20 protein-coding genes are annotated in these 19,394 nt (G+C 70.2%); 10 read left to right on the top strand and 10 right to left on the bottom strand.

The annotated features are described in order from the left end of the window. Positions 1-44 precede the first annotated feature (44 nt). Both ACWDSJ_RS15200 and ACWDSJ_RS15195 read right to left on the bottom strand, forming a co-directional pair. Entirely contained in the window at positions 45-1,109 is a 1,065-nt protein-coding gene (locus ACWDSJ_RS15200; protein ID WP_387369022.1) for a PhoH family protein, read from the bottom strand. Positions 1,110-1,278: 169 nt separating this feature from the next. Continuing rightward, positions 1,279-2,166 carry a LysR family transcriptional regulator gene (locus tag ACWDSJ_RS15195; protein WP_450032394.1) on the bottom strand — a complete coding sequence of 296 codons (888 nt, stop codon included), beginning with the start codon at positions 2,164-2,166 and terminating at the stop codon, positions 1,279-1,281. A 102-nt stretch (positions 2,167-2,268) separates the two neighbouring features. On the opposite strand from ACWDSJ_RS15195, the gene ACWDSJ_RS15190 reads away from it, so the two are divergent. Together ACWDSJ_RS15190 and mraY are read left to right on the top strand one after the other, a co-directional pair. Next, a complete protein-coding gene (locus ACWDSJ_RS15190; protein WP_450032392.1) occupies positions 2,269-3,468 on the top strand; it encodes an MFS transporter in 1,200 nt (399 codons plus the stop codon). A 33-nt stretch (positions 3,469-3,501) separates the two neighbouring features. Further along, a complete protein-coding gene (gene mraY / locus ACWDSJ_RS15185) occupies positions 3,502-4,578 on the top strand; it encodes a phospho-N-acetylmuramoyl-pentapeptide-transferase (RefSeq protein ID WP_387368857.1) in 1,077 nt (358 codons plus the stop codon). A 1-nt stretch (position 4,579) separates the two neighbouring features. On the opposite strand, the gene ACWDSJ_RS15180 is transcribed toward mraY, so the two are convergent. Continuing rightward, entirely contained in the window at positions 4,580-5,185 is a 606-nt protein-coding gene (locus ACWDSJ_RS15180) for a TetR/AcrR family transcriptional regulator (protein WP_450032390.1), read from the bottom strand. A gap of 70 nt (positions 5,186-5,255) precedes the next feature. Here ACWDSJ_RS15180 and ACWDSJ_RS15175 point away from each other — a divergent pair, with 70 nt between their 5' ends. Then, entirely contained in the window at positions 5,256-6,002 is a 747-nt protein-coding gene (locus tag ACWDSJ_RS15175) for an MBL fold metallo-hydrolase (protein ID WP_450032388.1), read from the top strand. 236 nt (positions 6,003-6,238) lie between these two features. Here ACWDSJ_RS15175 and ACWDSJ_RS15170 read toward each other — a convergent pair whose 3' ends face one another. From ACWDSJ_RS15170 to hemW, 5 genes are all read right to left on the bottom strand, one after another. After that, the gene (locus ACWDSJ_RS15170; protein WP_450032386.1) at positions 6,239-6,979 is read right to left on the bottom strand and encodes a 16S rRNA (uracil(1498)-N(3))-methyltransferase; all 741 of its coding nucleotides are present in this window, start codon (positions 6,977-6,979) and stop codon (positions 6,239-6,241) included. Continuing rightward, on the bottom strand, positions 6,980-8,128 hold the full coding sequence (dnaJ, locus tag ACWDSJ_RS15165; protein ID WP_387368849.1) for a molecular chaperone DnaJ: 1,149 nt from the start codon (positions 8,126-8,128) through the stop codon (positions 6,980-6,982). 76 nt (positions 8,129-8,204) lie between these two features. Next, positions 8,205-9,239, bottom strand: coding sequence for a heat-inducible transcriptional repressor HrcA (hrcA, locus tag ACWDSJ_RS15160; RefSeq protein WP_387368847.1), 1,035 nt, complete (start codon positions 9,237-9,239; stop codon positions 8,205-8,207). 162 nt (positions 9,240-9,401) lie between these two features. Then, a complete protein-coding gene (locus ACWDSJ_RS15155; RefSeq protein WP_387368845.1) occupies positions 9,402-9,608 on the bottom strand; it encodes a hypothetical protein in 207 nt (68 codons plus the stop codon). 121 nt (positions 9,609-9,729) lie between these two features. After that, the gene (hemW, locus tag ACWDSJ_RS15150) at positions 9,730-11,013 is read right to left on the bottom strand and encodes a radical SAM family heme chaperone HemW (RefSeq protein ID WP_450032383.1); all 1,284 of its coding nucleotides are present in this window, start codon (positions 11,011-11,013) and stop codon (positions 9,730-9,732) included. A 125-nt stretch (positions 11,014-11,138) separates the two neighbouring features. Between hemW and ACWDSJ_RS15145 the strand changes: the two genes are divergently transcribed. The 6 genes from ACWDSJ_RS15145 to ACWDSJ_RS15120 all read left to right on the top strand — a co-directional run bounded on the left by ACWDSJ_RS15145 (position 11,139) and on the right by ACWDSJ_RS15120 (position 16,832). Continuing rightward, a complete protein-coding gene (locus ACWDSJ_RS15145; RefSeq protein ID WP_387368841.1) occupies positions 11,139-11,231 on the top strand; it encodes an Ms4527A family Cys-rich leader peptide in 93 nt (30 codons plus the stop codon). 130 nt (positions 11,232-11,361) lie between these two features. Then, entirely contained in the window at positions 11,362-13,149 is a 1,788-nt protein-coding gene (locus tag ACWDSJ_RS15140) for a nitrite/sulfite reductase (protein WP_450032381.1), read from the top strand. Between the two features lie 15 nt (positions 13,150-13,164). After that, positions 13,165-13,881, top strand: a complete 717-nt coding sequence (locus ACWDSJ_RS15135; protein ID WP_450032379.1) for a phosphoadenylyl-sulfate reductase — start codon at positions 13,165-13,167, stop codon at positions 13,879-13,881. Continuing rightward, on the top strand, positions 13,878-14,792 hold the full coding sequence (gene cysD / locus ACWDSJ_RS15130; protein ID WP_387368835.1) for a sulfate adenylyltransferase subunit CysD: 915 nt from the start codon (positions 13,878-13,880) through the stop codon (positions 14,790-14,792). The genes ACWDSJ_RS15135 and cysD overlap by 4 nt, the downstream gene beginning before the upstream one ends. Further along, positions 14,792-16,093 (top strand): sulfate adenylyltransferase subunit 1, encoded by a 1,302-nt coding sequence (locus ACWDSJ_RS15125; RefSeq protein ID WP_450032377.1) that lies wholly within the window; start codon positions 14,792-14,794, stop codon positions 16,091-16,093. The genes cysD and ACWDSJ_RS15125 overlap by 1 nt, the downstream gene beginning before the upstream one ends. Beyond that, positions 16,086-16,832, top strand: a complete 747-nt coding sequence (locus tag ACWDSJ_RS15120; RefSeq protein WP_450032375.1) for a sirohydrochlorin chelatase — start codon at positions 16,086-16,088, stop codon at positions 16,830-16,832. The genes ACWDSJ_RS15125 and ACWDSJ_RS15120 overlap by 8 nt, the downstream gene beginning before the upstream one ends. Before the next feature lie 7 nt (positions 16,833-16,839). Here the strand turns inward: ACWDSJ_RS15120 and ACWDSJ_RS15115 are convergent, their stop codons facing one another. Next, the gene (locus ACWDSJ_RS15115) at positions 16,840-17,637 is read right to left on the bottom strand and encodes an HAD family hydrolase (protein ID WP_450032373.1); all 798 of its coding nucleotides are present in this window, start codon (positions 17,635-17,637) and stop codon (positions 16,840-16,842) included. A gap of 120 nt (positions 17,638-17,757) precedes the next feature. Further along, the gene (locus tag ACWDSJ_RS15110) at positions 17,758-18,456 is read right to left on the bottom strand and encodes a TIGR00266 family protein (protein ID WP_450032371.1); all 699 of its coding nucleotides are present in this window, start codon (positions 18,454-18,456) and stop codon (positions 17,758-17,760) included. A gap of 134 nt (positions 18,457-18,590) precedes the next feature. On the opposite strand from ACWDSJ_RS15110, the gene ACWDSJ_RS15105 reads away from it, so the two are divergent. Then, a complete protein-coding gene (locus tag ACWDSJ_RS15105; RefSeq protein WP_450032369.1) occupies positions 18,591-19,352 on the top strand; it encodes an SDR family NAD(P)-dependent oxidoreductase in 762 nt (253 codons plus the stop codon). Positions 19,353-19,394 lie beyond the last annotated feature (42 nt).

Here is a 19,394-nt window from a genome sequence, read left to right as displayed (position 1 = left end):
GCCTATCGGCCGGGTGTCGCGCGGACGGGTCCGGTGGGCGTGTCCTACCGTCGCCCCCCGCGCCCGGCCGCGCGGCGCTGCGCCCGGTTGCCCGGGTAGTGCGGCGTGCCCACCTGGGGGCGGGTTTCGGCCTCGTAGCGGTCGTAGGCGTCGACGATGTCGGCGACGAGGCGATGGCGGACGACGTCGCTCGAGGTGAGTTCGGCGAAGTGGATGTCGTCGACGTCGGCGAGGATGTCGCTGACCACGCGCAGGCCGGACTGGGTGCCGCCGGGCAGGTCGATCTGGGTGATGTCGCCGGTGACCACGATCTTGGAGCCGAAGCCCAGGCGGGTCAGGAACATCTTCATCTGCTCGGGGGTGGTGTTCTGGGCCTCGTCGAGGATGATGAACGAGTCGTTGAGGCTGCGGCCGCGCATATAGGCGAGCGGGGCGACCTCGATCACGCCGGACGCCATGAGCTTCGGGATCGCCTCGGGGTCCATCATGTCGTGCAGCGCGTCGTAGAGCGGGCGCAGGTAGGGGTCGATCTTCTCGTTCAGCGTGCCGGGCAGGAAGCCCAGTCGCTCGCCCGCCTCGACCGCGGGGCGGGTGAGGATGATCCGGTTGACCTGCTTGGTCTGCAACGCCTGCACGGCCTTGGCGACGGCCAGATACGTCTTTCCGGTACCGGCGGGGCCGATGCCGAACACGACGGTGTGCGCGTCGATGGCGTCGACGTAGCGTTTCTGGTTGAGCGTCTTGGGCCGGATGGTCTTGCCGCGGCGGGACAGGATGTCCAGGCTCAGCACCTCGGCCGGGGAATCGGAGGATCCCTCGGTGAGCATGGCGTAGGTGTGCCGGACGGCCTCGGGCGTGACCATGCGGTTGCGCCCGGTCAGCGCGACCAGCTGTTCGACGACCCGCTCGGCGAGCGCCACGTCGGCGGCCTTGCCGGTGAGCGTCACGGAGTTGCCGCGCACGTGGATGTCCGCGTCGAGCAGTCGCTCGAGTTCGCGCAGATTCTCGTCGGCCGAGCCGAGGAAGCCGAAAACCGATTCGGGGGCCAGTTCGATGCTGGAACGCACGGTCCGTGCGGCGGGGCCCGAGGCGTCGCCGCCGGCTCCGATGCCGGCCGTGGGAGTTGTCGGGTCGCCGAATTCACCTTGGGTTCGCAATAGGACCTATGGCCTGCTTTCCGGTCTCGAACGTGTGCTGTGTGTTGGACAAAGTTTAACTCGCGGCACCGACACCGCCCAGTGAATAGATGGCAACCCGCAGGTCACGGCCATGTGCCGGTCAGCGCTGCGCCCACTCGGCGGCGAAGTCGCGAAACCGCCGGACCGCGTCGGCGGCGGGCGCGCCCGCGGACCAGATCAGCCCGACCGCCCGCGCGGCCCCCGGATCGGCGAGCGGGATCAGCGCCGGACCGGGCCGCGGCCCGCGCACGGGCCCTTCCTCGAGCGGCAGCACCGCCACCCCGAGCCCGGCCGCGACGAGCCCGGCGACCGTCACCAGATCGCTCGACTCGAGCCCGACGCGAGGGCGGAAGTCGGCGGCCGCGGCGAGGTCGTCGAGGATGCGCCGCATGCCGAAGCCCGCGGGCATGGTCACGAAGTCGGCGTCGGCGGCCTCGGCCAGCCGCACCTGACGTCGACCGGCGAGCCGGTGATCGGCGGGCACGGCCAGCGCCAGCCGCTGCCGCAGCAGGGTCCGCCAGCCGAGCCCGGCCGCCGCGGGCCGCGGCGAGACGATGCCGAGATCGGCGTCGCCGTCGAGCACCCGGGCCGTGACGGCCTCGGCCGCGTCCTGGCTCAAGGTGAAATCCACCCGCCACGACCCGCGCCGGAAGGCGGCGATCAGCTCCGGCACCAGCCGCGCCCCGAACGAGTGCAGGAACGACAGCCGCACCACGCCCCGGGCCGGATCGGACAGCTCGGCCAGCGCCCGGCGCGCGGCGTCGAGTTCGGCCTGGGCGCGGCGCGCGTGCTCGTAGTAGACACGGCCGAAGTCGTTGAGCGACAGGCGTTTTCCGTGCCGGTCGAACAACCGCACGCCGAGCCGATCCTCCAATCGGGCCAGCGTCCGCGACAGCGTCGGCTGCGAGACGCCCAGGCGGTCGGCGGCCGCCCCGACGTGCTCGAGTTCGGCGAGGGTCAGCAGCCAGTGCCACTCGTCACTCGGCACGCGCCCACCTCCCGCGGAGACCAGTACTGATACGGAATACGCATTTCGAATTCAGCCATTATGCATTTCCTTTCGATGCCCCGCCGCGCCCATCCTGACGATATGACCGTCGCGACCGCCCCCGCCGAGACCGCCGCCCACGACCGCAGAATCACGCTGGCGCTGTTCGCGGCGGGCCTGACCACCTTCGCCACCATGTACTCCGCGCAGGCCCTGCTGCCCACCCTCTCGGCGGCCTTCGGGGCCACGCCCGCACACGCGGCGCTGGCGGTGTCGCTGACCACCGGCACGCTGGCACTGGCGATCGTGCCGGTGAGCGTGCTGTCGAGCCGGTTCGGGCGGACCCGGGTGATGATCGTCTCGGCCGTGACCGCCGCCGTGCTGGGCCTGCTGCTGCCGGTCAGCCCGAAGCTCGATGTGCTGCTTGCCGGTCGGGCCCTGCAAGGGCTGGCGCTGGCCGGGGTGCCCGCGGTGGCGATGGCGTATCTGGCCGAGGAGATCGGCTCGGGCGGGCTCGGCGCGGCGATGGGCGTCTACGTCTCGGGAACCACGGTGGGCGGGCTCGCCGGGCGGCTGATCCCGGCGTTCGTGCTCGAGGGCGGCTCGTGGCGGTGGGGTGCGGCCGTGCTCGGCGTCGCGGCCGCGCTGTGCACGGTCTGGTTCGTGCGCGAGCTGCCGGCCTCGCGCGGCTTCGTCGCGCAACCCCTACGGGTCTCGGCCCTGATCCGGGATCTCCTCGGACATCTGCGCAATCCGACGCTGGCGGCGCTGTTCGCGCTGGCCTTCGTGCTGATGGGCGGATTCGTCTCGGTCTACAACTTCCTCGGCTACCGGCTGACCCGCGAGCCGTTCGGATTGTCCACCGCCGCAGCGGGTTCGGTGTTCGTGCTGTATCTGGGCGGCACCGCGTCCTCGACCGTGGCGGGCCGGTTGTCGGATCGGATCGGGCGCGGGCGGGTGCTCGCCGCGGCGCTGGTCACGATGGCCGCGGGTCTCGCGCTGACCCTGCCCGACCGGTTGCCGGTCCTGCTCGTCGGCGTGCTGCTGTGCACGGTCGGATTCTTCGCCGCGCACTCCACGGCCAGCGCGTGGGTGGGGGCCGCGGCGCGGCACGATCGCGCGGGGGCGTCCTCGCTGTACCTGTTCTTCTACTACCTCGGCAGTTCGGTCGCGGGCGGCGCGGCGGGCGTCTGGTACGCCCGGCACGGATGGGCCGGATTGACCGCCTACGCGGGCGTTCTCGTGGCGGCCGCGGCCGTCGCGGCGATCCGGCTGGGCCGAAGTAGCTCATCTGCCCGATGATCGCGGCCTGATCTTGGTTATCATTCGACGGCGATGAGGCTAATCCTGTTCTCGGCGATGATCGCGCTGGCGGTCTCGATCACATTGACGCCGTTGTTGATCAAACTGTTCGCGCGCCGCCGCATGGGTCAGGAGATCCGGGTGGAGGGTCCGGCCAGCCACCAGGCCAAGCGCGGCACCCCGACGATGGGCGGTATCGCCATCATCGTCGGCATGTGGGTGGGGTACCTGGGCGCGCACCTGATCGGGTTGCGCTACGACGCCGAGGGCGTCACCGCGTCGGGCCTGCTGGTCCTCGGCCTGGCCACCGCGCTGGGCGTGGTCGGCTTCCTCGACGACTTCATCAAACTGCGCAAGCGCCGCAATCTCGGGCTCACCGCCAAGGGCAAGTACCTCGGGCAGCTGGGGGCCGCGGTGGTGTTCGGCGTTCTGGCCCTTCGGTTTCCGGGCGCGACCGGGCTGACCCCGGGCAGCCGTCACCTGTCGTTCGTGCGCGACGACGCCACGCTCACGTTCTGGGTCGGATTCTTCCTGATCTTCGTGTGCTTCCTGGTGGTCGCGTGGTCGAACGCGGTGAACTTCACCGACGGCCTGGACGGGCTCGCCGCGGGCTCGATGGGTTTCGCGCTGGGCGCGTACACCATCATCACGTTCTGGCAGTACAGCAACGCGTGCGCGACCAAGCCGGGCGTCGGCTGCTATCAGGTGCGCGATCCCCTCGATCTGGCGCTGGTGTGTTCGGCGGGCGCGGCGGCGTGCATCGGATTCCTGTGGTGGAACGCGGCTCCCGCGAAGATCTTCATGGGCGACACCGGATCCATGACCCTCGGCGGCCTGCTGGCCGGGTTGGCCGTCACCACCCGGACCGAACTGCTCATGGTGATCGTCGGGGCGGTGTTCTTCGCCGAGATCCTGTCGGTGCTGTTGCAGATCGTGGTGTTCCGGACCACGGGGCGGCGACTGTTCAAGATGGCCCCGTTCCATCACCACTTCGAACTCGGGCAGTGGGCCGAGACCACGGTCATCATCCGGTTCTGGCTATTGGGCGGTATCGCCGCGGCCTTCGGGTTGGCGCTGTTCTACGGTGAATACCTCGCTGCCATCGGATGATTCACGGCACGGCCGCGAGGTGCGCGTCCACCAGGGTCGTGACGAGGTCGTCGAGATCCGGCCACGGAAAGCTCGGCCGGTCCTGACGTAACGTGATCAGCCCGTGCATCGCCGCCCACAGACAGGTCGCGGTGGCGGTGGGATCGGCGCTGCCGCAGGCGGTTACGGCGTCCACGAGCAGGCCGAACGTGCGCAGGCCCGGCAGCTGCTCCTCGACCGGCTCCCAGCCCGGCGTCCCCGCGGTCCCGAACAGGACGCGGTAGTGCCCGGGGTGGGCCACGCCGTATCCGCAGTAGGCCCGGCAGATCGCCCGCAGCGCGGCCCGGGAGTCGTTGCCGGGCACGGCGTCTCGGGCCGTCGTGAGCGCGTCGTGCAATTCGGCGAAACGCGCCTGGTACACCGCCGTCAGCAGGGCCCGGCGATCGGCGAAATGCAAGTACACGCTCTGTGGCGCGACCCCGGCCCGCCGGGCCACCGCGCGCAGTGACAGCGCCTCCTGCCCGTCGAGCGACTCCAGCAGCGCGCTGGCCGCGGCCACCAACTCCGCCCGCAGCCGCGCCCCTTCCCCGCGGCGATTGCGGCTGCGCGCGTTCTGTTTCTCCGGCACCTTGACAGCATAACAAGACGGGCGTCTACTGACATCTGTCACTAGACGCCCGTCTTGTTAGGAAGTCGCCATGCTCTCCGTCACCCGCGTCGTGCACGCCAGCGTGCTGCTCGATTTCGGCGGCGCCCGCATCCTCACCGATCCGTGGCTGTCCGAGCGTCCCTTCTACCGCCCCGGCGAGCCGCGCGCCGTGGCCACCGCCGCCGACCTGCCGGAGCTCGCGGGGGTGGTGATCAGCCACGGCCACTACGACCATTGCGATCTGGCCGCGCTGGCGAGCTATCCGGACAAGCGCGTGCCGTTCGCGGTCGTGAAAGGTCTTGCCGCGCAGGTGCGTTCGGCGGGCTTCCCGAACGTGGTGGAGCTGGACCCGTGGGAGTCGACCCGGCTGGGCCCCGTGCTGGTGACCGCCGCCCCGGCCAGCCACGGCGTCCCCGAGGTGACCTTCGTCCTGCGATCCGACGGGCACACCGTCTATTTCGGCGCGGACACCCGCCGCATCGCCGATCTCGACGAAATCCCGTCCCGCTTCGGCGAATTCGATCTGGCGCTGCTGCCCGTCAACGGCCTGCGGGTGCGCCCGCTGGGCAATCGCCAGGAGGTCATGGACGCCGCCGAGGCCGCCGAGTTCACCTCGATCCTCCGCCCCCGCCTGGCCGTCCCGATCCACTACGCCTTCACCGCGGGCCCGCTCGGCGACCGCATCATGATCAAATCCACCCGCAACCGCCCCGACCTGTTCCGCGACGCCACCGCCGACCACGCCCCCGACACCACGGTCCACATCCTGGATCCGGGCCAGCCGTTGGCGGTGTGAGCTCCCCGATCCCCCTCGTCCCGGGCCAGTCTTTGGCGGTGTGAGCCGCCCGATCCCCCTCGCCCCGGGCCAGCCGCTGACGGGTGAGCCGCCCGACCCACCCTCGTCCCGGGCCGGCCCCTGACGGTGTCAGCCGCCCGATCCCCACCCTCGTCCCGGGCCTTCCGTCGGCAGTGGGATCCCAGGAGACTCGGGGATCCGAAGGGGCCGAGCAGGATTCGCGCGGGGAGACGGGATCACCAGCGAGACGTCAACGCCCCCAACGCGCCCAGCGCGACGGCCGCGGCGGTGGAGGTGCGCAGGACGGTCGGGCCGAGCAGGGCGATATCCGCGCCCGCCGCGGCCAGGGCGTCCAATTCGGCGTCGTCCAACCCGCCCTCGGGGCCGACGATCAGCACCACCCGCGTGGCCGTCGCGAGCGGCAGGTCCACGAACCGCGCTGTCCCCGATTCGTGCAATGCGGCCGCGATTCCGTTGTCCGCCTTCACTTCCCGGACCAACTCGAGCACCTCGGCGGTGCGATGCGGCTCGGCGACCTCGGGAATGTAGGCGCGCCGGGACTGCCGCGCCGCGGACCGGGCGGCGGCGCGCCATTTGTCGACGCCCTTGCGCGCCTTGCCCTCCCAGTTCGCCACGCACCGGGCCGCCTGCCACGGCACGATCACGTCCGCCCCGGCCTCGGTCATGAGTTCCACGGCCAGCTCGGAGCGATCCGATTTGGGCAGCGCCTGCACCACCGTCACCGGCGGCGAAACCAGTTGCGCGCGAACGCGATCGCGGACCCTCAGCTCCAGCCGATCCTTCCCGGCGGCGACCACCTCCGAGGCGGCGAGCAACCCCGCGCCGTCGGACAGCGTGACGGCCTCGCCCACCCGGATCCGCCGCACGGTCGCGGCATGCCGTCCCTCCGGGCCGTCGAGGACCGCGATCGCGCCGGGCTCCGGGATCTCGTCGAGATAGAAGACCGTCGCGGCCACTCAGCGCCCGCTGAACGAGGCCCGCAGGCGGGCGAACAACCCGCTGTTGTGCTCGGACTGCGCCGACAGCACCTCGGTGCGCTCGCCGCCGCGCAACGCCTTGTACTTGCGCAGCAGTTCGGTCTGCTTGCTGTCGAGTTTGGTCGGCACCACGATGTCGAGGTGCGCGATCAGATCGCCGCGCGCGCTCGACCGCAGCTTCGGCATGCCGTGCCCGCGCAGCACCGACACCTCCCCCGGCTGGGTGCCCGGCGGAATGGTCAGCTCGGTGGGACCGTCGAGGATGGTGTCGATGACGACCGTGGCGCCCAGCGCGGCGTCGACCATCGGCACCCGGATCGTGCAGTGCAGATCGTCCCCGTCGCGCACGAACGTGTCGTGCGGCTGCTCCACGATCTCGACGTACAGGTCACCGGCCGGGCCGCCGCCCGGACCGACCTCGCCCTGCGCGGCCAGCCGCACCCGCATCCCGTTGGCGACACCCGCGGGAATCGGCGCGGCGATCTCGCGGCGCGCGCGCACCCGGCCGTCGCCGCCGCACTTGCGGCACGGATCGGGGATGGTCTCGCCCGCGCCGCGACAGGTCGGGCACGGCCGCGAGGTCATCACCTGACCCAGGAACGACCGCTGCACCGTCTGGATCTCGCCCGCGCCGCCACACGTCTCACAGCGCACCGGCTTGGAGTTGCCGTTGGTGCCCGCGCCCTGACACACATCGCACAGCACGGCCGTGTCGACGGTCAGATGTTTGGTCACCCCGACCGCGCACTCGGCCAGCGAAAGTCGCGTGCGCAGCAGCGAATCCGCTCCCGGCTGCACCCGCCCGCGCGGCTTGCGCGAACCCCCGGCCGAACTCATGCCGCCGAAGAACGCCTCGAAGACGTCACCCAGACCACCGAACCCGGCCGCGAAACCGCCGGCGCCACCGCCGCCTTCGAGCGGATCGCCGCCCATGTCGACGACGCGCCGCTTCTCCGGATCGCTGAGCACCTCGTAGGCCGCCGACACATCGCGGAACTTCTCCTGCGCGTCCGGATCGGGGTTGACGTCGGGGTGCAATTCCCGCGCCAGCCGACGGTAGGCGCGCTTGATCTCCTGGTCGGTCGCGTTGCGCCCGACGCCGAGGATTCCGTAGTAGTCCCGTGCCACTTGTGTCTCTTCTAGTCCTGTTCCGAAGGTGTATCGCATCTGCCCTGCTCCACAGCCGAACCATGCCGCTGGTCGCTCATCGTTCGGCGAGCACCTCGCCGATGTAACGGGCGACCGCGGCGACCGAAGCGATGGTCCCGGGGTAGTCCATCCGGGTCGGACCCAGTACCCCCATGGCGCCGAGAACCGCGCCCGGCACACCGTACCCGGTCGAGACGACGGAGGTTCCGCGCATCTGCTCGACCTGGGTCTCCTCACCGATCTGCACGGTGACCATGCCCGGCTGTTGCGCTGCCGCAAGCAGTTTCAGCACGACCACCTGTTCCTCGAGCGCCTCGAGCACCGCGCGCAGCGAGCCCGGGAAGACGCCGAAGTCGTTGGCGTTGCGGGTGAGGTTGGCGGTGCCGCCGAGCACGAGCCGCTCCTCGGGGTGTTCGACGAGGGTCTCCACCAGCACGGTCGACACCCGGACCAGCACCTCGCGCAGCCGGGCCGGGGCGCGCTCGGGCAGTTCGGCCACCGCGGCCGAGGCCGCCGAGAGCCGCTTGCCGTCCATCGCCTTGCCGAGCATCGCGCGCAGCACGGCCAGATCCTCGTCGTCGAGCACCGCGCCCAGATCGACCAGGCGTTGATCGACGCGGCCGGTGTCGGTGATGACCACCAGCAGCAGCCGGGCCGGGTTGAGCGCGACCACCTCGATGTGCCGCACGGTCGAGGCCGACACGGTCGGGTACTGGACCATGGCGACCTGCCGGGTCAGCTGCGCCAGCAACCGCACGCCGCGGCGCAGCACGTCGTCGAGATCGACGCCGTTCTCCAGGAATTCGAGGATCGCCCGGCGCTCGGCCGTGGACAGCGGCTTCACCTCGGCGATGTTGTCGACGAACTGGCGATAGCCCTTGTCGGTGGGGATCCGGCCGGAACTGGTGTGCGGCTGGGTGATGTAGCCCTCCGCCTCCAACACGGCCATATCGTTGCGCACGGTCGCACTGGACACGCCCAGGTTGTGCCGCTCGACAAGGGTCTTCGAGCCGATCGGTTCCTTGGTCGCGATGTAGTCCGCGACGATCGCACGCAGGACCTCGAGCCGCCGCTGCTCCGTACTCGACACCGGTCCCACACCTCCTCGCTCGCCATCGGGTCCGCCCGGGCGCGCGGTGGCGCGGTACGGCCACGACTACGCGGAATCCCGGGTCATCCGGATTCCAGTTTAGAGCGCGAACGGCGAATCGTTAGCACACGTGCCGGAACAGTGCTAAGGCCGCTGGGACCCTCAGACGTCGAACGCGTCCCGCCCGGCTCGGGCGTCGAGCCCCAGCATGGCCAGCAGGGACATGCAGTCCTCGGCGTCGGTGGCGTGACTGGCGACGGCACGAGCGGCCAACGCGCCCAAACGAGCCGATTCGGCTCGCTCGGCGGCTCGCAACTCGGCGAATTCGCTCTGGTCGGGGACGGGACTGATGCGATGCGCCTGCAACATGGGGCTCCTCGGGGTCACATCGGACCCTACGCCCAGTACTACTCTCGTGCGGGAGTATCCCGGCCAAAAAGGGAGTCAGGATACGCCGATGCGACTTCCATCACATCTCGTCCCGAGGCGGTCAGCCTCCGGCGGTCAGCAGTTCACGCACGACCCCGTCGGCGAGCAGCCGGCCATTCGCCGTGAGCACCAACCGATCTCCCGCGCGCAGCGCGAGCCCGTCCGCGACGACGCGATCCACGGCCCGCAGTTCGGCCGCGGTCAACTCGGCTACCGGCAGCCCGGTGCGCAACCGCGCGGTCAGCATGACGCGCTCGGTGTGCCGCTCCTCATCCGTCAACGCCTCCCAGCCCGCGGCGGGCAGACCGCCCCCGGCCACCCGCTCGGCGTAGCGCGCCGGATGCTTGACGTTCCACCACCGCACCCCGCCGAGGTGGCTGTGCGCGCCCGGCCCCGCGCCCAGCCAGTCGCCGCCGTCCCAGTACCCGAGGTTGTGGCGGCAGCGCGCGGCGTCGCCCGCCGCCCAATTGGACACCTCGTACCAGGTCAGCCCGGCCGCGGACAGCCGCGCGTCGATGCGTTCGTAGCGGGCCGCGAGCACGTCGTCGTCGGGGGCGGGCAGCTCACCGCGACGGACCTTGCGCGCCAAGGCCGTTCCGTCCTCCACGATCAGCGAGTACGCCGAGACGTGATCGACGCCCGCGGCCAGCACGGCCTCGAGGCTCGCGTCGAGATCCTCGTCACGTTCGCCCGGCGTGCCGTAGATCAGGTCCAGATTCACGTGCTCGAATCCCGCGGCCCGCGCCTCCCGCGCCGCGGCCACCGCCCGGCCGGGGGTGTGCGTGCGGTCGAGCACCCGTAGCACGTGCTCGGCCGCCGACTGCATCCCCAGTGAGATCCGGGTGAACCCGGCCGCACGCAGCCGTTCGAAGAACCGCGGCGAGGTCGATTCGGGATTGGATTCGGTGGTCACCTCGGCCGCCGGGGCCAGCGGGAAACGCTCGCGCACCGCGTCGAGCACCTCGGCCAGCCCGTCCCCGCCCAGCAGCGAGGGCGTGCCCCCGCCCACGAACACCGTCGACACCGGCGGCTGCGCGCTCGGCAACTCCCCGAAAACCCTTGCCGCCTCGGCCAATTCGCCCCGCAGCGCGGCGAGCCAGGACTGCGGCGAGGCCGAGGTCCCCAACTCCCCCGCGGTGTAGGTGTTGAAATCGCAGTAGCCGCAGCGAGTCGCGCAGAACGGCACGTGCACGTAGATTCCGAACGGCCCGCCCCCGAAGTCCCGCAACAGCGGTCGCTCCGTGACGCCGACCCCTCGCGCGGCGGCGGCGTCGGCGGCCCGTCCCCGCACATGGACCCCTCGCGCGTCGGCGGCATCGGCGGCGGGAATCTCGGTGGACGTCATCGTTCCAGTCTGACCTATGACCCATCTCACAAATCAGGTCGAGCGTCCAGGGAATTTCCCTCGATTTCCCGGAAAATACGCCCGGGCGGTCGGAAGGACCCCGCTGACATGGCACAATAACTCTCATGACCGGACTTGGAGTGCGACTGGTGGCGCGACGCCACGTCGACTTCAAGCGTGTGTGCAGCGCGGGCTGTCTGCCCGAACGCCTCCGGTAGTTCGGTCCCCCGTCCCCCGGTTCCGGCGTCCTCTTCGGACGCCGATGTCCCCGGCCGCTGAATACCGAAGGCGAGAGCCAGCCCCTCCCGTCTGCCGCAAGGCCAGATCACCACCCGCAGGAGCGACCCCATGACGTCGAGCACCGACGCCGGTCACACCCCGTCCGAATCCGCCCGCCCGGCGCGTCCCGCCGCCGAGCGCCGCGTCCGGCCCGACCGCCCCCGCCGCGAGGCCCCCACCGGCCCGCGCGAGCGCACGGGCAAGCCCGTACGCCGCCGGTCGGAGGGCCAGTGGGCATTGGGTTACCGCGAACCGCTCAACCCCAACGAGCAGAGCAAGAAGGACGACAACCCGCTCAACGTCCGCGCCCGCATCGAGAACATCTACGCCAAGGGCGGTTTCGACTCCATCGACAAGGCCGACCTGCGCGGCCGGTTCCGCTGGTGGGGCCTGTACACCCAGCGCGAGCAGGGCTACGACGGCACCTGGACCGGCGACGAGAACATCGACCTGCTCGAGGCCCGCTACTTCATGATGCGCATCCGCTGCGACGGCGGCGCGCTGAACGTCGAGCAGTTGCGCACCCTCGGCCAGATCTCCACCGAATTCGCCCGCGACACAGCCGATCTCTCCGATCGCGAGAACCTGCAATACCACTGGATCGAGATCGAGAACGTCCCCGAGATCTGGCGGCGCATCGAGGCGGTCGGCCTCCAGACCACCGAGGCGTGCGGCGACTGCCCGCGCGTGGTGCTCGGTTCGCCGCTGGCCGGTGAGTCGCTCGACGAGGTCATCGACGCCACCCCGGCGATCGAGGAGATCGTGCGCCGCTACATCGGGAAGAAGGAGTACTCCAACCTTCCCCGCAAGTTCAAGACCGCCATCTCCGGTCAGCAGGACGTGGTGCACGAGATCAACGACGTGGCCTTCGTCGGCGTCGAACATCCCGAGCACGGCCCCGGCTTCGACCTGTGGGTCGGCGGCGGCCTGTCCACCAATCCCATGCTGGCCCAACGGGTCGGGGCGTGGGTGCCGCTCGACGAGGTGCCGGAGGTGTGGGAGGCGGTCGTCGCGCTGTTCCGCGACTACGGCTATCGCCGGTTGCGGTCCAAGGCGCGGCTGAAGTTCCTGATCAAGGACTGGGGCATCGAGAAGTTCCGCGAGGTGCTCGAGACGAAGTACTTGCAGCGCAAGCTGATCGACGGTCCCGCCCCGGAGCGGCCCGCGCGGCCGATCGATCACGTCGGCGTGCAGCGCCTGCGCAACGGGCTCAACGCCGTCGGCTTCTCCCCCATCGCGGGCCGCGTCTCCGGCACCATTTTGACCAAGGTCGCCGACGCGGTCGAGCGCGTCGGGGCCGACCGCATCCGCTTCACCCCGTACCAGAAGCTGATCGTGCTCGACGTGCCCGACGACAAGGTCGACCAGCTGATCGATGAGCTGGCGCCGCTGGGCCTGCAATCGCGGCCGTCGATGTGGCGGCGGAACCTGTTGGCGTGCAGCGGGATCGAGTTCTGCAAGCTGTCGTTCGTGGAGACCCGCAAGCGCTCGCAGGCGCTCGCGCCGGAACTCGAGCAGCGCCTCGCCGACATCAACGCCCAGCTCGACGTCCCGATCACCATCAACATCAACGGCTGCCCCAACTCCTGCGGCCGCTCCCAGATCGCCGACATCGGCTTCAAGGGGCAGCTGGTCGACGACGGCGAGGGGAATCAGGTGGAGGGCTACCAGGTTCATCTCGGTGGCAGCCTCGGGCTCGACAGCGGTTTCGGCCGCAAGCTGCGCCAGCACAAGGTGACCAGCGCCGAACTCGGCGACTACATCGAGCGCGTGGTGCGCAACTTCGTCAAGAACCGCGACACCGGCGAACGGTTCGCGCGGTGGGCGGTCCGCGCCGACGAGGCCGACCTTCGGTAACGGGAGATGTGAGCTATGGCAACCACTTTGGAGAAGCTGTCCGAGGACGAACTCCGCAAGATCGCCGCGGACGGCGCGGCCCGGCTGGGCCCGGACGCCTCGGCGACCGACCTGCTGCGCTGGACCGACGAGACGTTCGGCCCCGGCTACATCGTCGCCTCCAATATGCAGGACGCGGTGCTGGTCCACCTCGCCGCGAAGGTCCGCCCCGGCGTGGACGTGCTGTTCCTCGACACCGGCTACCACTTCGCCGAGACCATCGGCACCCGCGACGCGGTCGAGGCCGTCTACGGGGTGAACGTGATCAACGTGACCCCCGAACACACTGTGGCGCAACAGGATCGGCTCCTCGGCAAGGACCTGTTCGCCCGCGAGCCCAACGAATGCTGCCGCCTCCGCAAGGTCGTCCCCCTGACCCGCTCGCTGTCCGGCTACAACGCCTGGGTCACCGGCATCCGCCGCGTCGAGGCCCCCACCCGCGCCAACGCCCCCCTCATCTCCTTCGACGAGGCATTCGGCCTGGTCAAGATCAACCCAATCGCCGCCTGGTCCGACGACGAGATGTCCGCCTACATCAGCGAACACGGCATCCTCGTCAACCCCCTCGTCGAGGAGGGCTATCCGTCCATCGGTTGCGCCCCGTGCACACGGAAGCCGGAACCGGGATCCGATCCGCGAAGCGGCCGCTGGGCCGGCCTCGCCAAGACCGAATGCGGGTTACACCAGTCATGACTCTCACAGTGACCGATACCGAATTCGATACCCTGGCCGCCCTCGAGTCGGAGTCCATCCACATCTTCCGCGAGGTGGCGGGAGAGTTCGAGCGGCCGGTGATCCTGTTCTCCGGTGGCAAGGACTCGACGGTGCTGTTGCATCTGGCGCTCAAGGCGTTCTGGCCCGCGCCGTTGCCGTTCGCGCTGTTGCACGTCGACACCGGGCACAATCTGCCCGAGGTGCTGGAGTTCCGGGACCGGGTGGTGGCGAAGTACGGGCTGCGGCTGCATGTGGCGTCGGTGGAGGAGTACCTCGCCGACGGGCGGTTGACCGAGCGGCCGGACGGGATTCGCAATCCGCTGCAGACCGTGCCGTTGCTGGACGCGATCGCGGCGAATCGGTTCGACGCGGTGTTCGGCGGCGGGCGGCGCGACGAGGAGCGGTCGCGGGCCAAGGAGCGGATCTTCTCGCTGCGTGACGCGTTCGGGCGCTGGGATCCCAAGCGGCAGCGGCCCGAGCTGTGGAACCTGTACAACGGGCGGCACGCGCCGGGTGAGCATGTGCGGGTGTTCCCGCTGAGCAACTGGACCGAACTCGACATCTGGCGCTACATCGCCCGCGAGGACGTCGATCTGGCCTCGATCTACTACGCCCACGAGCGCCCGGTCTACCAGCGCGACGGCATGTGGATGACCCCCGGCTCCTGGGGCGGCCCGCGCGAGGACGAGGAACTGCTGATCAAGTCGGTGCGCTACCGCACCGTCGGCGACGGATCCTCCACGGGCGCGGTGCTTTCCACCGCCGCCACCAACGAGGAGATCCTCGCCGAGGTCGCCGCGTCCCGGCTGACCGAACGCGGCGCCACCCGCGGCGACGACCGGGTGTCGGAGGCCGCGATGGAAGACCGCAAGAGAGAAGGTTATTTCTGATGTCCGACCTATTACGACTGGCCACCGCCGGCAGTGTCGACGACGGCAAGTCCACACTGGTCGGACGCCTGCTCTACGACACCAAGTCGGTGCTGGCCGACCAGATCGACGCCGTCACCCGCGCCTCGGTGGACCGCGGCCTGGCCACCCCCGATCTGTCCCTGCTCGTCGACGGCCTGCGCGCCGAGCGGGAACAGGGCATCACGATCGACGTCGCCTACCGCTATTTCGCCACGCCCGCACGGACTTTCGTGCTCGCCGACACCCCCGGCCACGTGCAGTACACCCGCAACACGGTGTCCGGCGCGTCCACCGCGCAGCTGGTGATCCTGCTGGTCGACGCGCGCAAGGGCGTCATCGAGCAGACCCGCCGCCACGCCGCGGTGATGGCGCTGCTGGGCGTGCCGAAGCTGGTGCTGGCCGTGAACAAGATCGACCTGGTGGACGACGCCGCGGGCGTCTTCGAGCGGATCGCGACCGAATTCACCGAGCTGACAACGAAACTCGGGTGGACCGGCGACGACGTGGTGGCGATCCCGGTGTCGGCGCTGCACGGCGACAATGTCGCCTCCCGCTCGGCGAACACCCCGTTCTACGACGGCCCCTCGCTCATCGAGCACCTGGAGTCGGTGCCCGTGGACGCCTACAGCTCGGGTCGGCACTCGATCGGCCTGCGCTTCCCCGTGCAGTACGTGATCCGGCCCCGCACCGCCGAATACCCCGACTACCGCGGCTACGCCGGACAGATCGCGGCGGGCGTGGTCGCCAAGGGCGACGAGGTGGTGGTCCTGCCGTCGGGCGTGCGCACGACGGTGGAGCGGATCGACACCGCCGACGGCGAACTGGTCACCGCGCAGCCGGGCCGCAGCGTCACCCTGGTGCTGGCCGACGACGTGGACGTCTCCCGCGGCGACACCATCGTCGCGGCCGCCGACGCGCCCGAGCCGATCGACGCCTTCGACGCGACGGTGTGCTGGCTCGGCGACAAGCCGCTGCGCGCGGGCGCCCGCCTGCTGCTCAAGCACGGCACCCGCACCACGCAGGCCATCGTCGGCGCGCTGGTCGAGCGCTTCGACGAACAGAACCTGGCCGCCGATCCGGCCCCGGAGTCGTTGTCGCTCAACGATATCGGGCGGATCTCGATCCGGGTCGCTGATCCTATCGTGGCCGACGACTATCGCGTGAACCGGCACACGGGCAGCTTCCTGCTCATCGATCAGGCGGGCGGCAATACGCTGGCGGCCGGTCTGGTCGGCGACGTGTTGACCATGGTCGAGGTCGGTTCCGGGTCCGGTGTCTGAGTCCGGTCCGGCGCTGATCGCGGTCGCCCACGGCAGCCGCGATCCGCGTTCCGCCGCAACGGTTTCGGCGGTCGTGGCGGATCTGGCGGCGCGTCATCCGGGGATCGATGCCCGGCTGGCGTTCCTCGATCTGAGTACGCCGTCGGTGGAGCAGGTCGTGGACGCCGTTGCGGCGCAAGGGCATACCGAGGCGGTGGTGGTGCCGCTGTTGCTCGGGAGCGCGTATCACGCCCGGGTCGATCTGCCGGGGTTGCTGGCGCGGGCTCGGGGGCGTCATCCGCGGTTGCGGTTGGTGCAGGCCGAGGTGCTCGGTACCGATGCGCGGCTGATTTCCGCACTGCGGGAACGGGTTCGGGACACCGGCGTCGATCCGTTCGATCCGTCGGTGGGGGTGGCGGTGGCCGCGGTCGGTTCGTCGTCGGCGGCGGCCAATCGGCGCACGCGGCGGGTGGGCCGATTGCTCGCCGAGGGGACGGCCTGGCGTCCGTCGGTGTGTTTCGCCACCACCGAACCGGCTGTGCCCCAGGCGGTTTCGCGGCTGCGTGAGCGGGGGTGTACCGATATCGTGATCGCTCCGTGGTTCCTCGCGCCGGGGTTGCTGACCGATCGGCTGGTGGCGGCCGCGCCGGGATCGACCCACGCCGAACCGATCGGCGACCATCCGTTCGTCGGCGATGTGATTCTCGCCCGCTACGCCTCGGCCCGGGTGCGGCTGCGGCGCGATTCGGCCGCGGCCTGAGCGATCCTCAGTTCCCGAACCACCGCTCCAGCACGACGGCCACCCCGTCCTCGCGAACGTCCAGGGTCACCTCGTCGGCCAGCTCCAGGATGGGCAGCACCGAATTGCCCATGGCCACCGAACGCCCTGCCCACGTGAGCATTTCGCGGTCGTTGTAGCCGTCGCCGATGGCGAGCGTCGCCTCGTGGTCGACGCCGAGCTGCCGCCGCAACCGCTCGAGCGCCCAGCCCTTGGAGACGCCCTGTTTGCTCGCCACCAGGAAGGGTTCGTACTCCCCGTGCACCCAGCCCGCGCCGGGCAGCACCAGCTCGTCGAGCAGCGCCACCATATCCGCGAGCGTCCCGCCGGGCCACCAGCCGCTGAGCCGGGTGGTGGGTTCCAGGCTCAGCTCGTGATCCTCCACGAATCGGAACTCGCCGAGCCGGAAACTGCCCGGGAAGTACCCGGTGGTCCAGGTCCCGACGCCGACCTTCTCCACCGACAACACGATGTCGGGGAACAGCGACCGCAACGCGCCGACCGACGGCTCCGGATCGAAGGTCTGCATCGACAACGGCCGCCAATTCGAGATGTCCACCTGCACAGCGCCGTTGGAGCACAACGCCCGCCCCTCCCCGAGCCCGAGATCCTCCACCACCATCCGCGTCGAGAGCAGCGTCCGCCCGGTGGTGATCACGACGTGCGCCCCGGCGTCGGCCGCGGCACGCACCGCCGCGCGCACCCGCGGCGAGACCGGCTGCCCGGTTTGCAGCAGCGTGCCGTCCACATCCAGCGCTATCAACTCGGGCCTGCGTACAGTGTCCACCAGCCCATTCTTACGGATGCACACACACCCCGTCCGTTGCGCATGGGTAGCGGTGGGCTACTCGTTCCGGCTCATTGCTCGTTGCGCACGGGGAGCGGTGGGGTTGCCGCGCAGCACTACTCATTGCTCGTGGCGCTCCGGGACCGGGAGGTACGGGAGCAGGGCTTGGGCGAGGTTGCTGATGGTCAGTGATTGCAGCCATACTCGGCCGGGGCCGGTGAGGGCGGCCAGGAACAGGCCCTCTCCGCCGAAGAGGATGTTGCGGATGCCGCGGATGAGGGTGATGTCGAAATCGACGCTGGCGTCGAACATTCCGACGTGTCCGGGATGCACGCGCAGGGTTTCCCCGGGGGCGAGGTCGTACTGCACCACCTCCCCCGACAACTCCACCCACGCGTAACCCGCGCCGCTCACCTTGGCCAGGGTGAATCCGGCGCCGCCGAAGATGCCCGCGCCCAGCCGCCGCTGGAAACTCACGCTCACCGCGACATCGCCGCCGCCGCACAGGAATCCGTGCCGGTGCACCAGATAGTCCGCACCCGGTTCCAGGGTGATCGGCACGATCTGCCCGGGCAGTTTCGCCGCGAACGCCACGATGCCCGGACGCAGGTCGGCCCCGTACTCGGTCATGAAGAAACCCGTACCCGCGAAGGCCCGCTTCACCGCCCGGAACATCCCGCCGCCCACTCGCGAGGACGTGTGCAACCGAATCGAATCCGTCATCCACGACAGCTGACCCGCCTCGGCCACCACGCTCTCCCCCGGCGCGAGCCCGATCTCGAGCACCGGCATCACGGTTCCGATGATTCTGGCCTCCATCAATCCAGTGTGCCCGCGTAGCCGACCCGGGCAATAGATGACACGTCAATTACACGTCCGGTTTCCGCCAGCCGCAGCGCCTTCCGTCGCGTTGACTCGAAAGGGCGAGCACGACAGACGATATGGAGGACGAGATGACCGGTCGGTTCGACTCGAAGGTGGTTCTGATCACGGGCGCGACATCGGGCGTGGGCGCGGCGGTGGCGCATCGGGTCGCCGCCGAGGGCGCGGCCGTGGTGCTCGGCGCGCGCGGGAAGGAGGCGGGCGACGGCATCGTCGAGCGGATCCGCGCGGCGGGCGGCCGCGCGATCTTCGTGCCGACCGATGTCACCGTGCCCGACGACGTGGCCCGGCTGACCGACACGGCCGTGACCGAATTCGGCCGCCTGGACGCCGCCTTCAACAACGCGGGCGCGGTCAACGCCTTCGGCCCCGTCCAGGACATCGCCGAGGACGGGTGGCGTGCGGATCTGGCACTGAATCTCGACAGCGTGTATCACGGTCTGCGCCATCAGGTTCCGGCCATCCTGGCCTCGGGCGGCGGCGCGATCCTGAACAACGCGTCCAACCTCGGCGTGGTCGGGATGGGCTCGGTGGCGCCCTATGTGGCAGCCAAACACGGCGTCGTCGGCCTGACCCGGGCCGTGGCGCTGGAGACCGCGGCCCAGGGTGTCCGGGTGAACGCCATCGCCTCCGGTGCGGTGGACACCCCTGCCTTCCGCAATTCGATGGGTGCGACGCCCGAGGGTGCGGCCGCGGTCGCCGCCCTGCATCCCCTCGGCCGCATCGCCAAGCCCGATGAGATCGCTTCGCTGTGTGCGTATCTGCTCAGTGACGAGGCGAGCTTTATCACCGGTGCGGTGGTATCGATCGACGGGGGGTTCACCGCGCAGTAGACGGGGGTCCCATCGCCCGGGACCAGCTTTCGGGCTGGATAC

This window comes from Nocardia sp. NPDC003482 (assembly GCF_053588115.1).
This window is presented reverse-complemented; position numbering and strand designations above follow the sequence as displayed.

Bases quoted from the DNA above. Each gene is read 5' to 3' on its own strand.
- cysD (WP_387368835.1), top strand. From the start codon at position 13,878: ATGACTCTCACAGTGACCGATACCGAATTCGATACCCTGGCCGCCCTC.
- ACWDSJ_RS15110 (WP_450032371.1), bottom strand. From the start codon at position 18,456: ATGGAGGCCAGAATCATCGGAACCGTGATGCCGGTGCTCGAGATCGGG.
- ACWDSJ_RS15140 (WP_450032381.1), top strand. From the start codon at position 11,362: ATGACGTCGAGCACCGACGCCGGTCACACCCCGTCCGAATCCGCCCGC.
- ACWDSJ_RS15190 (WP_450032392.1), top strand. From the start codon at position 2,269: ATGACCGTCGCGACCGCCCCCGCCGAGACCGCCGCCCACGACCGCAGA.
- hemW (WP_450032383.1), bottom strand. From the start codon at position 11,013: ATGACGTCCACCGAGATTCCCGCCGCCGATGCCGCCGACGCGCGAGGG.
- ACWDSJ_RS15135 (WP_450032379.1), top strand. From the start codon at position 13,165: ATGGCAACCACTTTGGAGAAGCTGTCCGAGGACGAACTCCGCAAGATC.
- ACWDSJ_RS15125 (WP_450032377.1), top strand. From the start codon at position 14,792: ATGTCCGACCTATTACGACTGGCCACCGCCGGCAGTGTCGACGACGGC.
- ACWDSJ_RS15105 (WP_450032369.1), top strand. From the start codon at position 18,591: ATGACCGGTCGGTTCGACTCGAAGGTGGTTCTGATCACGGGCGCGACA.
- mraY (WP_387368857.1), top strand. From the start codon at position 3,502: ATGAGGCTAATCCTGTTCTCGGCGATGATCGCGCTGGCGGTCTCGATC.
- ACWDSJ_RS15175 (WP_450032388.1), top strand. From the start codon at position 5,256: ATGCTCTCCGTCACCCGCGTCGTGCACGCCAGCGTGCTGCTCGATTTC.
- ACWDSJ_RS15145 (WP_387368841.1), top strand. From the start codon at position 11,139: ATGACCGGACTTGGAGTGCGACTGGTGGCGCGACGCCACGTCGACTTC.
- ACWDSJ_RS15155 (WP_387368845.1), bottom strand. From the start codon at position 9,608: ATGTTGCAGGCGCATCGCATCAGTCCCGTCCCCGACCAGAGCGAATTC.